Below are 16300 nucleotides of genomic sequence, written 5' to 3' on the forward strand. Positions count from 1 at the left end.
TTAGATTCCTCTTGGCGCGGGAGCCGCCACGACGCCCATCTGTTCCAGCGCGTAGGCGACCCGCAGCGCAATGTCCTCGCGCCAGGGCGCGGCAATGATCTGCACCGCGATCGGCATCGGTTCAAGCGGCACCGGCACGGCGGCCACCGGCAGGCCGATGAAGGAGATCGGCTGGGTGTGGATACCGATATTGGGGCGGACCGGAAGCTCGACCCCATCGAGCGTAAAGGTGGCCTGACCGATCTTCGGCGCCGTGCACGGCGTTGCCGGCGCTAGGATCACGTCGACCGACTGGAACAGCTCCAGCACCTTGGCGCGGTACCAGCGGCGGAATTTCTGCGCCTTGTCGACATAGACCGCCGGGATCATCGCGCCCGCGATCAGGCGGTCGCGAACCGGCGGGTCAAAGTCGCGGGGCCGCTTGCGCAGCCGATCGAGGTGCAGCGCGGCGCCCTCGGTCGTTGTCATGATGAAGGCGGCCGCGCGGGCGCGCGCCGCTTCCGGCAGTTCCACGGTCTGCGTGGCGCCGAGCGCCTTGGCCACGCGCGCGACCGCTTCGACGGCCTCCGGCAACAAATTCTGCTGGAAGTAGCCGCCGGCAATCGCGACGCGCAGCCGGCCGACATCATTGGCAAGCAGCGGCACGGTCGGCTCGACCGACTCCACACTGCAGGCGGGATCATCGGCATCGGCCCCCTGCATGACGTCATAGGCGAGCGCGAGATCTGTCACGCTGCGCGCAAACGGGCCGAGATGATCGAGGCTTGCGACGAACGGAAAGGATCGCGCGCGCGATAGCCGGCCATAGGTCGGCTTCAGGCCGAACGTGCCGCAGAATGACGACGGCACCCGGATCGAGCCGTTGGTATCGGAGCCGAGCGCGATCGGCACCAGCGCGCCGCCGACGGCGCTGCCGGAGCCGCCCGAGGAGCCGCCGGCCATCCGCGTCGGATCATGCGGATTGCGCGACGGACCGTCATGCGCGTTCTCGCCGGTGAAGTCGTAGGCGTATTCGCCCATGTTGAGCGCGCCGACCAGCACGGCGCCGGCCGCTTCCATCCGCTCGATCAACGTGGCATCGCGGGGCGACGGCGGCAGGTCGCGATTGATCTTCGATCCGGCGCGGGTCGAGAGGCCCTGCACGTCAAACAGGTTCTTCACCGCGAACGGCACGCCCGCAAGCGGGCCGACCGGTTGGCCGGCCGCGATTGCGGCGTCGACCGCCCTGGCCCTGGCCCGCGCGCGATCGGCGGTGACGTCGGTGAAGGCATTGAGGATCTTGTCGTGCGCCGCGATGCGCGCGAGCGCCGCTTCGGTCGCGGCGAGGGCCGTGATCTTGCGGTTCGATACGGCCTGCGCGATTTCGGCGGCCGACATGAAAGCGGGAGTTTCGGACATCGCGATCTCAGGTCGAGTAGACGGCGGCCGAGGCGACGTCATCGGGCAGCGGGAAGTCGTCGACCAGCCGCGCCAGCCGCAGCGCGACCTCGAGATTGGCGCGCACCGCCGGACGCCAGGTTTCTTCCAGCGGCAACGCCATCGTCCGGGCGACCGCGTTCATGTAGTCGTCGAGATGATCGTCCATTTCGCTCCCAATAAGTTTCTCAAGCCACCGGCAACGGCGGATGCGGGATCGCCGTGAGCAGCTCCCTTGTATAGGCATCCTGCGGATTGCCCAAGACGTGTTCGGATGCACCCTGCTCGACGATGCGACCGGCGCGCATCACGATGACGCGATCACACAGCAGGCGCACCACGTTGAGATCGTGCGACACGAACAGATAGCTCATGCCCATCGACTGCTTGAGGTCCTGCAGCAGATTGAGCACCACCGCCTGCACCGAGACGTCGAGCGCTGCGGTCGGCTCGTCGAGGATGACGAGTTTCGGATGCAGCGCAATCGCGCGCGCGATACCGACACGGGCCTTCTGGCCGCCGGAGAGCTGGTGCGGAAAGCGGTCCAAAAGATTGACCGGCAGGCCGACCAGCCGTGCCAGCTCCTCGCAGCTGTCGCGGAGCGCGTCGCGCCCCCTGATGTCGCCCAGCTGCATGATCGGGTCCGCGATGGCGCGCGCCGCGGTGAAGCGCGGGTTGAGGCTGTCGGTCGGATCCTGGAACACCATCTGGATCTGGCTGCGTCGCGGCAGCCGCGCGAAGGATTGCGGCATGATGCCGCCGATGTCCTCGCCGTCGAACACGATGCGGCCGGAGGTCTGGTCGAGCAGCCGCATCACCATCATCGACGTCGTCGACTTGCCGCAACCGGATTCGCCGACCAGCCCGACGCTCTCGCCATGATCGATCGAAAAGCTGATGCCGTCGACGGCGCGGAACACCTCCTCCTCGACCGGCGGCTTGCGACCGAACAATTTTGTGAGCACCGAGCCCGCGCCCTGGCGGGGGTATTCCTTGACGAGCTTTTCGACCAGCAGGAGCGGTTGCGTCTGCTCCCTCTCCCCGTTCTTTACGGGGAGAGGGTTGGGGTGAGGGGCTGTATCCGCGAGCACAGTATGCGGAGAGTCCCCCTCACCCGCCGCGCTGCGCGCGTCGGCCTCTCCCCGCACGCGGGGCGAGGCGGAAGAAAGTGCCTCCTCCTCCGGCAACAAGTCCCTGAGCGACACCCCGATCCGCGGCGTCGCGCGCATCAGCTTCTTCGTATAGTCGTGCCGGGGTGCGGCGAAGATGTCGGCTGACTTCGCCGTTTCGACCACGCGGCCCTTCTCCATCACCACGACGCGGTCGCAATAGGCGGCGGCGAGGCCAAGGTCATGCGTGATCAGGATCGTCGACATCGACCGGCGCCGGGTCAGCTCGACGATCAGGTCCATCACCGCCTTCTGGGTGGTGACGTCGAGACCCGTGGTCGGCTCGTCCGCGATCAGAAGCTGCGGGTTGCAGGCCAGCGCCAGCGCGATGACGACGCGCTGGCACATGCCGCCGGACAGCTCGAACGGATAGGCGTGATAGCGCTCGCGCGGACGCGCGATCTTGACCTGCTCCAGCGCCTCGATCGCCGTCTCGCCGCGATCGGTGACCTGCGCCTGCTGGACATGCTGGCGCAGCACGTCCTCGATCTGGTGGCCGACCTTGCGGATCGGATTGAGCGCTGCGCGCGGATTCTGGAAGATCATCGAGACCTCGCGGCCGCGCAGATCGCGCATCTGGCTTTCGGTCGCCGCCTTGACGTCGATGCCGGAGAACATCACCGAACCTTCGGCGATCCGGCCTGCGCGATCGAGAATCCGCATCACCGCGTATGACGTCACCGACTTGCCGGAGCCGGACTCGCCGACGATGCCGACAGTCTCGCCCTTGCCGACGGATATGTTGACGTGCTGCACCGCCTTGACGATGCCGCGACGCGTGGTGAACTCGACCGTGAGGTCGCTGACGTCGAGCAGGGGCTGGGCGGTCATGCGCGGCTCCCCTCATGCGAGGCGTCATCCAAAAATCTGCAAAACAACCCCATGCAAAGTAGCGAAACGGTAGCGCGACACCGCAAAGAGACAGTCATCACGTCCTCCGCTGCGGCGGTGTACCCCTTCTCCCCGTTCTTACGGGGAGAAGGTTGGGATGAGGGGCCTCTATCAGCGCACACAGCCAGCTGAGGAGTTCGCGGAGACTCCCCCTCACCCGGATCGCATTGCATGCGATCCGGCCTCTCCCCGCAGGCGGGGCGAGGCGAAGACGGGCGTGGAGCGAATTGAAACCCGTCATCACGTCCTCCGCTGCGGGTCGACGATGTCGCGCAGGCCGTCGCCGAGCAGGTTGAAGCAGAACACTGCGATCATCAGCGCAAGGCCCGGGAATAGCGCGATCCACCATTCGCCGGACACCATGAAGCCGGCGCCCTCGGCGACCATGATGCCCCACTCCGCGGTCGGCGGCCGGACGCCGAGCCCGATGAACGAGAGTCCGGCGGCATTGAGGATCGCATAGCCCATGGTGAGCGACATCTGCACGATCATGATCGGCATGATGTTGGGCAGGATGTGCCCGAGCAGGATACGGTACTCGCCATTGCCGGAGAGCCGCGCCGCCTGCACGAAGCCGGCGTTGCGGCGAACATTTGCTTCGGCGCGAGCGACGCGCGCGTAAAGCGGAAAATTCACGATCGCGGTCGCGATGATGATGTTCTGCACGGTGTTGCCGAGCGCCGCGACGATGCCCATCGCCAGCACGAACAGCGGGAACGCCATGATGGTGTCGGCGATGCGGCCGACGATCCGATCGGTCCAGCCGCCGAAATAGCCGGCGGCAATGCCGGCCAAGCCGCCCATCAGGAACACCAGCACGACGGAGGCCACCGCGATGAAGGTATCGAGCCGCGTTGCAACGATGACGCGGCTGAAGATGTCGCGGCCGAGTTGGTCGGTGCCGAACCAGTGCGCGGCCGACGGCGGCTTCAGTGCCGCCGCGGTGTTCGAGGCAAGCGGATCGTAAGGCACCACATAAGGCCCGAACAGCGCGGCGGACAGGATCAGGACGAGCAGCGCGAAGGCAAAGCCGGTGACCTTGTTCTCGCTCAGCACATAGCGGGTCTGCTCGAAGACTGCGGCGAGCCCGGAGGTGCGCGCGGGACCGACCGGCTCAACAGTGGGGGCAACGCTGCTCATCTGTCCTCCTTACCCTTCCAGCCGCACGCGTGGATCGATCACGCCATAGAGGATGTCGATCAACAGATTCAGCAGCACGTACATGACCGCCATGGTGAGGACAAAACCCTGCACCGGCGCGAAGTCGGATGCGATCAGCGCCTCGACCGCGTAGGAGCCGATGCCGGGCCAGGCGAACACCTTCTCCACCAGCACATTGGCCCCGAGCAGGAACGAGAACACCATGCTGAGCGTGGTGATGACCGGCAGCATCGCGTTACGAAACGCGTAGGTCACGATCACCTTGCCGGGCGACAGGCCGCTGGCGCGCGCGGTGCGGACGAAATCTGACGCCAGCACCGCCAGCATCGAGGCGCGCGTCATCCGCGCGATCGGCGCCAGCGAGAAGATCGCGAGCGTCACCGCCGGCAGGATCAATTGGCTGAACGCCGAGCGGAACGCCTCGAAGTCGCGGGCGATGAGTGTGTCGATGAGATAGAAGCCGGTGACGGTCGGCGGTGTGCTGTAGAAGACGTCGAGCCGGCCGAGCGGCGCCGGCGACCAGCCGAGCCGGAAGTAGAACACGTAAACCAGCACGAGCCCGGTGAAGAACACCGGCAGCGACACGCCGGCCGTCGTGGTGACCCGGCAGAGATGATCGATCCACGAGCCCGGCCGCGTCGCCGCCAGCACGCCGAGCGGGATCGCGATCACGATCGAGGCGACGAGGCCGAGCAGAGTGAGTTCGGCCGACGCCGGCAGGCGGTTGCGCAGCTCGGCCGCGACCGGCTGGCCCGTGGTGAGCGACGTGCCGAGATCGCCATGGGCAAGATCGTTGGTGTAGCGGACGAACTGCTCGATCAGCGGCTTGTCGAAGCCGAGCTTCTTCCTGATCTGGTCGACCGCCTCCTTGGTCGCCGCGGGCCCTGCAAAATACGCCGCAGGATCTCCCGGCAGCGCGCGTGTCAGCAGGAACGTCACGATCACGACCCCGATCAGCGACGGGATCGCAAAGAGCAGCCGCTTGCCGATCAGGGTCAGCATGGCGTGCTCCCGGCGGTATCCAAAGCCACAGCGAGACTGGTAGGGCTCCCTCCCCCCTTGCGGGGGAGGGTTGGGGAGAGGGGTGCCGCTTGCTCCGATGCCAAACGGGATTGGACTCTTCGCGAAGTTGTTTGTGATGATGCGAGAAGGTTTGGCGCTTTCCCGCGAAACGTCGTGCTTACGCGTATGCGGCTTACCCCTCTCCCCACCCTCCCCCGCAAGGGGGGAGGGAGCCTGAGAGGCGTGCTCACCTCACTCACCAGATCGACACACACGAACCCGTTGCGCGCGCTCGCCATGCGCCCTCACCCCTTGGCCATCGCGCGATAGTCGAGGCGGCGGTGGAACCAGTATTGGTAGCCCGAGATGTTCTTCTGCATCGCGACGTTGACGAACGGCTGATACAGCGGGATGCGCGGAATGTCGGCGAAGGCGAGATCGACGAAGCCCTTGACGTCGGAGTCGTAGGCCGCGGTGTCGCCGTTGGCGGCAGCGATGCGCGCGCCGTCGATGAGCTTGTCCATCTCCGGCGACTTGTAGCTCATCGTGTTGAAGATCGAATTGTTGCCGTGATAGCACCAATAGAAGAAGTACTCGGGGTAATCGAGCCAGCCCGAGAACACGTTGGTGAACAGCGGCATTTCCTTCTTGGTGAGCTCGGTGCGCCAGTTGGCGCCGGGCACCTTGTTGATGGTGGTCTTGATGCCGAGCTGCGCGAGGCTCTCCTGCACCAGCACGCAGAGCGGCTCGTTGACGCCGGCGAAATTCAGGTCGAACGAGATCGTCGTCTCGAAGCCGTTGGCGTAACCGGCTTCGGTGAGCAGCGCCTTGGCCTTCTCCATGTCGGTGTAATACTTGGTCGGCTGCGGCCAGGCGACCTCGGTCGGCTTGTCCTTTGCCGCGCCGAACATCGGGTTGGCGAGGCCGAACAGCACCGCATCCATGATCTTCTGATACGGCATCGCGTAGGCCATCGCCTGCCGCACCTTCGGATTGTCGAACGGCGGCTTGGTCACGTTCATGCCGATGTACTGGATGCCGTTGGAGAACGGGAGCGAGACCACGTTGAGCTTGCCGTTCGCCTTCATCTCCTGGAAATCCTTGAACGGCAGCTCATAGGAGATATCGGCATCGCCGCGCTCGAGCAGCGCACGGCGGTTGCCGGCCTGCGGCACCATGCGCCAGATCACGCGCTTGATCTTCGGCATCGGGCCGCAGACCCAGTCGTCGTTGCGCTCCATGATCACTTCGGTGCCCGCGGTCCATTTGGTCACCTTGTAGGCGCCGGAGCCCGCGGTCTGCTGCTTGGTGAATTCGAGACCCCACGGATCCTTCTCGCTGGCGTTCTTCTTCACCAGCTCGGAGTTGACGACGCAGGGCACGATGACAGCGAGGTCGGGGATCGTGAGCTTGTCTTTCTTGAGGAAGTCGACGCGCACGGTGTTGTCGTCGACGACGACGAACTGCTCGGGCTTCGTCAGCGAACCCGCGCTCATCTGGAAGGTCGGGAAGCCGCCGACGCTGACGGCACGGTCGAGCGACCATTTGACGTCCTTCGCCGTCACCGGCGTGCCGTCGTGGAATTTGGCGTTCTTGCGCAGCTTGAAGGTGACCGACATGTCGCCGACGTTGAAGTCCTCGGCGAGCTCGGGCTTGAACTTGTCGCGGTCGTAATAGGGCACGCCGCCCGGACCGCTCTTCATCTCGTGGCTGATGAGCCGGTCGTAGCAATTCCACGACACCTCATAGCCGGGCACGTTGGTGCCGACGCCGTGGATATCGAGATTGTTGGGACCGCCCTCGGAGACGATCAGCAGCGTCTCGGAGCGCGCGTCGGCCTTGGCCGGCGACCAGATCGCAGGCGCGGTTGGCGCAAGCGCCCCAGCTGCCAGCCCCGACACCGATTTGAGAAAATCGCGACGCTTCATGTGATGCTCCAACGCCCTTGAGAACGGCCTTGGAACTCAGATCGCAAGGATTGTGCCAACCCTTAACGAAACCTTATGAGGCGCTAATGCTTTGTAATGTAACATAAAATAGGCACAGTTATTTTGATCTGGCACAAGGCCACGCGCTCATCATTGCATACAAAGCGCGGCTTCTTGCTCAAGAAATGATCACACTATGGGCTCTGCTCGCTTTCTGGCCGACGCTCGGAACAGCCAAAGCAGGGAGGAGTTTGGATTCAATCGGGTCCGTAGACTGGGTTCACCTCTCCCCATTGGGGAGAGGTCGATTTGCGCAGCAAATCGGGTGAGGGGCCGCGGCTCCAACGAGAGACCGTAATCCCTCACCCGGCGCTGCGCGCCGACCTCTCCCAAGGGAGAGGTGAACGTCCGCCGCGGCGCCAGACCGACCTCGTCCAACGCGCGTTAGTCTGGCCAGACCAACTCCTGCAACTGCACGAGATCATCGACCCGATCCGGCCAGCCCGCGATGCAGATGTGCCGCAGCGGATCGCTGGCCGAGTGCAGCATCATCAGCGCCATCAAGCGCCGCTTCAGTGCGAACGTCACCTCGCTGCGCGGGATGCCAAAACCGTCGAATAGGCTGCGCACCCGGCGGGGATGCCCGGCGGCCATGAAGGCGCTGGGACCGAGCAGGTCGTACTCGCCCCATCCGGTCCGGACGTCGCCGAAGTCGAACAGGCCGGCGACGTGCCAGCCGTCGGCACGGCGGCCCAGCAGGAAATTCTCCGGGATGTACTCGCCGGTCAGGATCACCGGCGGCGCGTGCATCGGGATCAGCTCAGTGGCGTCACGCAGGAGATCATCGAGCCCGGCAAGCAATTTCGCCGGCAGGCCGAGCCGCTCGTGCCGCGCCCGGCACTGCGCGATCTGCCCGTGCATGAAGGCCTCCCAGCGCGGCTCGATCGCAAGCAGGCCGCCGGGCGGCACGCGCTGCACCTCGGCAATCACGGCGCCGATCTCGGCGAGCACGCGCTCCCGTTCGGCTTCCGACAGCAACGGCCACACCTCCGAGCCGACGGTGCCCGCGAGGTGCGTGATGACGAGATAGGGCCAGCCGTCGCACTCGCCATCGGCGATGAGATCGGGAATCGGAATGCCGAGCCGTCCGCGCAGCTGTGCGAGCGCGCCGCGTTCGGACACGAATTGCGGGCGCAGAAACGGCGGGAACAACTTCAGGATCAGCTCACCATCGAGCCCGACGACGAGGTTGGTGCCGGTCGAGAACACATGCGGCGTGCCGCAGGACAGCCCGTGGCGATCGGCAATATCGCGCGCGACCGGCAGCCAGCGCGACGTGTCGCTGCGCCAGGCGCGGTAGGTGTCGTAGGTATTGAGGGGCGGCAAGAGCGCGGTCATATTTCAATCGTCATTGCGAGCAAGCTTTGTAGCCCGGATGGAGCGCAGCGTAATCCGGGATTGTGTCCCCGCGTAAAGGCCGGCCCCAGATTTCGCTTCGCTGCATCCGCGCTACGATTGTTGTTCGACCATTTATCCCCGTCATCCTGAGGAGCGCGTAGCGCGTCTCGAAGGATGAATCGGCCCAGCTGGTGGCCGTCGATCCTTCGAGACGCCGCTTCGCGGCTCCTCAGGATGACGGAGAAACAGTCGAGCAGCCTGGACGTCCCTCACCGGTCCGGATTGGCGCGCTCGAACTGGCGCAGCAGGCGGTTGCCGCGCTCGACGGCGTTGTCCATCGCGGCCTGCGCCGAACGCTTGCCGGCGAACACCTGCTCGAGTTCCTCCTCGATCACGTCGCGGATCAGGACGAACGAGCCGAGCCGGATGCCCTTGGAATTATCGGTCGGCGGCTTCAACGTGACCTCCTCGATCGAGATCGAGGCGCCGGGATTGCGCTCGTAGAACCCCTGCGTGCGACTGAGATCGAACGCGGCGCGGGTGATCGGCAGGTAGCCCGTGTTCTGGTGCCAGGCGGCCTGCACCTCGGGTCGCGACAGGTAGGCGAAGAACTTTGCCACCCCGGCATATTCGGCGCGCGGCCGGTCGCGCAGCACCCACAGCGTCGCACCGCCGATGATCGAATTCTGCGGCGCGCCCTGCACGTCGGAATCATACGGCATCATGCCGTAGCCGACCTCGAATTTCGAATTGGCCTTGATGTCGGCGCGCGTGCCCGACGAGCCGATGAAGATGCCGCACTCACCCTTCTGAAAGCGCGGCTCGGCGGTCTGGCCGCGGCCGCTATAGTCGAAGGTCTTGTCGACCTGCCACTTCGCGAGCTGCGCGATGTGGCGCACCACCAGCGGGTTGTTGAAGATCAGCTGCGCGTCGAGCCCGGAGAAGCCGTTGGCCTTGGTCGCGATAGGCAGATTGTGAAACGCGGAGAAGTTCTCGACGTTGATCCAGGACGGCCATGACGTGGTCACGCCGCACATCGCACCGGCCGCACGCAGCCGCTTGGCCACGACGCCGAGCTCCGGCCAGGTCTTCGGAGGCACGCTCGGATCGAGCCCGGCCGAACGGAACATGTCCTTGTTGTAGTACAGGATCGGCGTCGAGGCGTTGAACGGGAACGACAGCATGTTGCCGTCGACATCGGCATAGTAGCCGGCCACCGCGGGCAGATAGGCCGACGGCGCGAACGCCTCCGACTGATCGCGCATCAGCTCGAACACCGGATAGATCGCACCGCGCGCCGCCATCATGGTTGCGGTGGCAATTTCGTTGACCTGAACGATCGCCGGCTGGCTGCGCGAGCGGAACGCGAAGATCGCCGCGGTGACGGTCTCGGTGTAGTTGCCCTTGTAGGCGGGCACGATCCGGTAGTCGGATTGCGAGGCGTTGAAGTCGGCGGCGAGCTTCTCGAGCTGCTTGCCGAGCTCGCCCGACATCGCGTGCCACCACATGATCTCGGTCTCCGCTTGCGCTGGTGCAACAAGCAGAAGGACCGCGACGACGAAATGGAGAAGCTTCAAGGCGAACTTCACGACGAGCCGTTCCCGGATGCCAACACGCGGTCATACGGCGCTACAACCGCAAATTCAATCGACACCGCTGGTTGCAGCGCGGTTTTAACGTTTTGGCCGATGGGCGAACCACCGCCCTTCTGCTAAAAGCGTTGAACCTTTTGCTCCCGCCCCAGACACAAATCACAAGGGGAATTGTTGCCTGTGTACCGCCGCGCCGGCCTTTCGCGGACAATAACGCTTGCCGTCGCGCTGCTATGGACAGCGGTCTCGGCGAGTGCTTTCGCGCGCGAATTCCGCACCGCCGATACCCAGAATGAAGACTATCCGACGGTCCAGGCGCTGAATTACATGGACCGCCTGATCGCCGAGCGCACCGGCGGCCGGCACCGCATCGTGGTCTTCCATTCCCGCCAGCTCGGCGAGGAGAAGGAGACGCTGGAGCAGACCCGGGCCGGCGCCATCGATCTGAACCGGACCAATGTGGCGCTGATCGGAACCATGGTGCCTTCGGTGAATGTGCTGGCGATGCCGTTCCTGTTTCGATCCCTTGAGCACCTGCAACATGTGCTGGATGGACCGATCGGCAACGAGATCCTGAACAGCCTCGAGGCCCACGGCTTCGTCGGGCTGACCTTCTACGATTCCGGCGCCCGCTCGATCTATAACAGCGTCCGCCCGGTGCGTTCGCTCGACGATCTGAACGGGCTGCGGCTGCGGGTGCAGCAATCCGCACAGATGTCGGACATGATCCGCGCGCTCGGTGCCCAACCGGTCGAGATGGCCTACGGCCAGGTGCTGACCGGGCTCGCCAACCGGCTGGTCGACGGCGCGGAGAACAACTGGCCGTCCTTCGTCACCACCGGCCACTACAAATACGCCGGCTACTACACCTTGACCCGACACACCGTGAGCCCCGAAGTGCTGGTGATGTCGCGCAAGGCCTGGGCCAGCCTTACGCCGGATGAGCAGACCATCTTCCGCGAAGCCGCGCAGCGCTCCAGCCTCTACATGCGCGAGAAGTGGCGGGAGCTCGAGGAGCACTCGCGCAAGCAGGCGGAGCTGGCCGGCGTCAAGGTCGTGACCGACTTCGACCGCAAGCCGTTCGAGGCGGCAATGGCCGGCATCTATGCCAAGGCGGAGCGCGATCCGGCGATAGCAGCGCTGATCGAACGCATCCGCAACGTGGAGTGACCGGATCTTGGACGCGCCCAAACAGGACGGGAAGATGCGACGGCGGGCGGCCTTTGGGCCGCAGGGCCGCTTCCGCATCGTCCAGTTGCTGCGCGCGGTGCCGATCCGCTGGCGCATCCTCTCGATCGCTCTGCTCAACTCCGCCGTCGTGATCGTGCTCGCGGTGCTGATCTGGAACGGCTCGAAGGTGCTCGGCTCGGCCTGGGACGATGTCCGCCAGGTCCGGGAATCCGACAAGATCCTGGCCAAGCTCGAAAGCGAGACCAGCCGCCTGCAGAACCTGATCCACCGCTACATCAACCAGCCGAGCCCGGACCTGTTCGCGGAAATCCTGCTGCTGCGCGAAGCCGTGCTCGGCACGCTGACCAACCGGGCCTCGACCGACCCGATGCTGTCGGGCTCGGTCGAGCAGCTGGAGCGCGTCACCAGTCGTTTCCTCGACGGCTTCGGTGAATTGCGCACCGTGCAGACCACGATCGCCAAGACCTATGACGAAGAGGTGCTGACGCCGACCAAGGACATGGCCGGGCTCTATTCGATCATCGAGGGCGCCACCGGGCATCGCGACGCGCTGATCTGGCCCGCGCTCGGCAAGTCGCGCGAAGCCTTCACCTCGCTCTTGGTCGCCGCCAACGCCTACTATCTCTCGCTTGCTTCCTCGTCGGCCGAGGAAGCCGGCCGCAACATCGATACGATCGAGAAGACGATTCCCGTCATGACCGATCTGGCCGAGAACGATCTGCAGCGCATGGCGCTGGCACGGCTCAAGGTCAAGACCGCCGAGCTGCGCGACGGGCTCGCCAAGCTCAGCGAACAGCTCACCAACCGCACCGATCTGTTGCGCAACTCGATCGACGCCAGCCAGGCCGACGCGATCGGTGCGATCGACGATCTCTCGGTGAAGATGCGCCAGCGCGAGCAGAAGGCGCAGGAGACGTTCGACAAGACGCTGGCGTCGATCTCGCGCCGGGTGCTGTCGATCGCCGTGATCTTCCTCGGTGTCATCATGTCGGCCGGCGTCATGATCGCATTGTCGATCCGGCTGCCGCTGGCGCAGATCATGGCCGCGATGCGCAACATCACCTCGGGCGACCTCGACCGGCCGGTGCAGGGCACCTCGGCCAAGGACGAGGTCGGCGCCATGGCGCGTGCGGTCGAGGTGTTCCGCGAAAACGCGATCGCCAAGCGCAAGACTGAGGACGAGCTGCGCAGCGCCAAGGAGAAGGCCGAGAGCGCACTGCTCGAGCTCAACGCCGCCCAGCAGAACCTGATCGATGCCGAGCGCCTCGCCGCGCTCGGCGGCCTCGTTGCGGGCGTCGCCCACGAGGTCAACAATCCGATCGGCATCAGCCTGACGGTCGCCTCGAGCTTTGCCCGCCGCAGCGAGATGTTCGAGAACGACCTGAAGACCGAGCCGCTGCGCCGCTCCAAGCTCGACGAATTCGTGCGCGCCTCGCGTGACGCATCGCAGCAACTGGTCTCGAACCTGCAGCGCGCGGGCGAGCTGATCCAGTCGTTCAAGCAGGTCGCCGTCGATCGCTCGCATGCCGAACGCCGCCAGTTTGCCTTGAGCGAAGCGACCGACCAGATCGTCGCGAGCCTGCGGCCGGTGCTGAAGAAGGCCGCGATCGCGCTGTCCGTCGATGTGCCCGACGGGCTCCTGATTGACGGCTATCCCGGCGCCTATGGGCAGATCTTAACCAATCTTTTCCTCAACGCCGTCAATCATGCCTTCGCCGGCGGCCGCTCCGGCAGCATCACGATCTCGGCGCGCGGCCGTGGCGCTGATGATGTCGAGATCATCTTCGCCGACGACGGGGCCGGCATGACGCCGGACGTGCAGCGACAGGCGTTCGACCCGTTCTTTACGACGCGCCGCAACGAAGGTGGTACGGGCCTCGGCCTCCATATCGTCTATAACCTCGTCACCCAGCAGCTCGGCGGACGCATGATGCTGGAGTCAAGGGTAGGACAAGGCACCACTTTTCGCATTATCATGCCCAGGATCGCCAAGGGGGCCGTCACGGGCCAGCCCACGATCACTGACGCAGCAGCCGACGGAACCAGTCAATGGCCGAACAGGACGATGTCCTCCAACTGATCGACGACACCGAGAGCCCCCCGGAGGACTCGCCGGTACGGAAATGGAAGATCGCCGTGATCGACGACGATCACGCCGTCCACGAAGGCACCCGTTTTGCGCTCAGCGACTACAACCTGAACGGCGCGACGCTGGAGATCCTGTCGGCCTACTCTGCGGCCGAAGGCCGCACGCTGATGCGGGACAACCCCGATATCGCAGCCGTGCTGCTCGACGTCATCATGGAGACCGACGTCGCCGGCCTCGAGCTCGTCGAATACATCCGCAACGAGATCAGGAACGAGACCGTCCGCATCATCCTGCGCACCGGCCAGCCCGGCCAGGCGCCGGAGCGGCGCGTCATCGTGCAGTACGACATCAACGACTACAAGGCGAAGACCGAGCTCACCGCCGACAAGCTGTTCACCTCGCTGACCGCCGCGCTGCGCAGCTACCAGCAGCTCGAGCGCATGGTGCAGACCAGGCGCGGCCTCGAGATCATCATCGACGCGGCCTCGACGCTGTACGACTTCAAGTCGATGCAGCGGCTGGCCGAGGGCGTGCTGACGCAGCTCGCCTCGCTGCTCAACGTCGATTGCGCGGGCATCCTGGTGCTGCGCGACGACGGCAATTCGGCCGCCGCCGATTTCTCGGTGCTGGCCTGCTCGGGCTGCTACAGCCGCTTCATCGGCACGACGTCGTCGAAGGCGCTCGATGCGGACCTGCGGCACATGGTGGAGGAAGCCTTCCAGCGCCGCAAGAACGAGTTCGCCGACCACCGCAGCGTGCTCTATTCGCGCACCGGCAGCGGCCGCGAGGTCGTGGTGCTGCTGCAGGCCGAGCGCCAGCTCTCCGACACCGACCGTGCGCTGGTCGAGATATTCTCCAGCCGGCTGTCGATCGCGTTCGACAACGTGATCCTCTACCAGCAGCTTCAAGAGGCCAACGCCCAGCTCGAGGACCGCGTCACGCAGCGCACCCGCGCGCTGATGCAGGCCAACCGGCGGCTGTCGGCGCAATGGCTGCGGCTGCAGCGCGCCAACGGCTTCAAGAACGAGATCCTCGGCACCGTCGCGCACGACCTGAAGAATCCGCTCGGCGTGATCCTCGGCCGCACCGAGATGCTGACCGAATTGATCGGCGCCGGCTCGCCGAAGGAAAGCGTCACCGCCCAGGTCGAGCACATCAGGGACGCCACCAAGCGGCTGACCTCGATGGTCGACCATTTGATTTCGGACGCGATGGCCGACGCCTTCGACATCACCATCCGCCGCGAGCCGGTCGACGTCGCGGCCCTTGTCAACGAGGTCACCGAGGCCAATCTGCCCTCGGCCGTCAACAAGCAGCAGAGCATCGCGGTCTCGGGGCCGCAGCACTTCGTCACGATGTGCGACTCGGACCGGATCCGCGAGGCGATCGACAACCTCGTCAGCAACGCCATCAAGTACTCGCCGATCGGCGGCAAGATCACGGTCGCGGTCAGCCACGAGGGTGACGACACGGTGATCCGGATCGCCGACCAGGGCCCCGGCCTCAGCCCCGAGGATCTCGGCCGGCTGTTCGGCCGGTTCCAGCGGCTGTCGGCCAAGCCGACCGCGGGCGAAAGCTCGACCGGCCTCGGCCTTTCCATCGTCAAGCGCATCATCGACATGCATGGCGGCCATGTGACCGCGCAGAGCCCGGGCCCCGGACAGGGGTCGACCTTTACGGTTAAACTGCCGGCGACAGAGACATCATGAACCAGAACCCGCATATCTTCATCGTCGACGATGAGGCGCCGGCCCGCGAGATGGTCGGCGATTACCTCAAGATGCACGGCTTCGGCGTGACGCTGTGCGATGGCGGCAAGAGCCTGCGCAAGGAGATCGAGAGCAGCACGCCCGATCTCGTGGTGCTGGACCTCAACATGCCCGAGGAGGATGGTCTGTCGATCATTCGCGACCTCAAGAGCAAGATCAACGTCCCCGTCATCATGCTGACAGCTACTGCCAGCCCGATCGACCGCGTGGTCGGGCTCGAGCTCGGCGCCGACGATTACGTGGCTAAGCCCTGCGAACTGCGCGAGCTGATGGCGCGCATCCGCTCGGTGCTGCGGCGGAGCGGGCCTGCGAAGGCGGCCGCGCCGGAACCGGCGAACGCCAAGGCCGAAAAGGAGCAGCTGGTGCGGTTCGGCACCAAATGGCTCGATCTCGAGGCCCAGGCGCTGCGCGACGACGAGGGCAATGAGCATCCGCTGACGGCTTCCGAATTCGGCCTGCTCAAGGTGTTCGCGGCCAATCCGAAGCGCGTGCTGTCGCGCGAGCGGCTGCTGGAACTGGCCAATGCACGCGACGCGGAAGCCTTCGACCGCGCCGTCGACCTGCGCATCATGCGCATCCGCCGCAAGATCGAATTCGACCCGACCAAGCCGTCGGTGATCCGGACCATCCGCGGCGGCGGCTATCTGTTCTCGCCGACCGGCGACAAGGCGTAGCTTCTCGGCGTCGTCCTGGC

Annotated in this window: 12 protein-coding genes; 4 read left to right on the top strand and 8 right to left on the bottom strand. The window is 65.3% G+C overall.

Annotation, left to right across the window (positions count from 1 at the left end; translation table 11 throughout):
* The 8 genes from ACE10Z_RS39760 to ugpB form a co-directional block, all read right to left on the bottom strand.
* On the bottom strand, positions 1-1398 hold the full coding sequence (locus ACE10Z_RS39760) for an AtzE family amidohydrolase (protein ID WP_375785548.1): 1398 nt from the start codon (positions 1396-1398) through the stop codon (positions 1-3).
* Positions 1399-1405: 7 nt separating this feature from the next.
* Positions 1406-1585, bottom strand: coding sequence for a DUF4089 domain-containing protein (locus ACE10Z_RS39765; protein ID WP_298368483.1), 180 nt, complete (start codon positions 1583-1585; stop codon positions 1406-1408).
* Between the two features lie 19 nt (positions 1586-1604).
* Positions 1605-3416, bottom strand: a complete 1812-nt coding sequence (locus ACE10Z_RS39770) for a dipeptide ABC transporter ATP-binding protein (protein ID WP_375785549.1) — start codon at positions 3414-3416, stop codon at positions 1605-1607.
* Between the two features lie 300 nt (positions 3417-3716).
* The gene (locus ACE10Z_RS39775; RefSeq protein ID WP_375785550.1) at positions 3717-4616 is read right to left on the bottom strand and encodes an ABC transporter permease; all 900 of its coding nucleotides are present in this window, start codon (positions 4614-4616) and stop codon (positions 3717-3719) included.
* A 9-nt stretch (positions 4617-4625) separates the two neighbouring features.
* Positions 4626-5639 (bottom strand): ABC transporter permease, encoded by a 1014-nt coding sequence (locus tag ACE10Z_RS39780; protein ID WP_375785551.1) that lies wholly within the window; start codon positions 5637-5639, stop codon positions 4626-4628.
* Between the two features lie 305 nt (positions 5640-5944).
* Complete coding sequence (locus ACE10Z_RS39785; RefSeq protein ID WP_375785552.1) at positions 5945-7567, bottom strand: ABC transporter substrate-binding protein; 1623 nt, start codon at positions 7565-7567, stop codon at positions 5945-5947.
* Positions 7568-8011: 444 nt separating this feature from the next.
* Positions 8012-8965, bottom strand: coding sequence for an aminoglycoside phosphotransferase family protein (locus ACE10Z_RS39790; RefSeq protein ID WP_375785553.1), 954 nt, complete (start codon positions 8963-8965; stop codon positions 8012-8014).
* 269 nt (positions 8966-9234) lie between these two features.
* Positions 9235-10473 (bottom strand): sn-glycerol-3-phosphate ABC transporter substrate-binding protein UgpB, encoded by a 1239-nt coding sequence (gene ugpB, locus ACE10Z_RS39795; RefSeq protein ID WP_375790038.1) that lies wholly within the window; start codon positions 10471-10473, stop codon positions 9235-9237.
* A gap of 258 nt (positions 10474-10731) precedes the next feature.
* On the opposite strand from ugpB, the gene ACE10Z_RS39800 reads away from it, so the two are divergent.
* From ACE10Z_RS39800 to ACE10Z_RS39815, 4 genes are read left to right on the top strand one after another with little or no spacing between them, the layout of a single operon-like run.
* Positions 10732-11727 carry a TRAP transporter substrate-binding protein gene (locus ACE10Z_RS39800; RefSeq protein ID WP_375785554.1) on the top strand — a complete coding sequence of 332 codons (996 nt, stop codon included), beginning with the start codon at positions 10732-10734 and terminating at the stop codon, positions 11725-11727.
* Positions 11728-11761: 34 nt separating this feature from the next.
* Positions 11762-13828 (top strand): ATP-binding protein, encoded by a 2067-nt coding sequence (locus tag ACE10Z_RS39805; protein ID WP_375785555.1) that lies wholly within the window; start codon positions 11762-11764, stop codon positions 13826-13828.
* Entirely contained in the window at positions 13798-15546 is a 1749-nt protein-coding gene (locus ACE10Z_RS39810) for a DUF3369 domain-containing protein (protein ID WP_375785556.1), read from the top strand. The genes ACE10Z_RS39805 and ACE10Z_RS39810 overlap by 31 nt, the downstream gene beginning before the upstream one ends.
* On the top strand, positions 15543-16280 hold the full coding sequence (locus ACE10Z_RS39815; RefSeq protein WP_375785557.1) for a response regulator: 738 nt from the start codon (positions 15543-15545) through the stop codon (positions 16278-16280). The genes ACE10Z_RS39810 and ACE10Z_RS39815 overlap by 4 nt, the downstream gene beginning before the upstream one ends.
* Positions 16281-16300 lie beyond the last annotated feature (20 nt).

Source organism: Bradyrhizobium sp. Pha-3 (assembly GCF_042258615.1).
Taxonomy (GTDB): Bacteria; Pseudomonadota; Alphaproteobacteria; order Rhizobiales; family Xanthobacteraceae; genus Bradyrhizobium.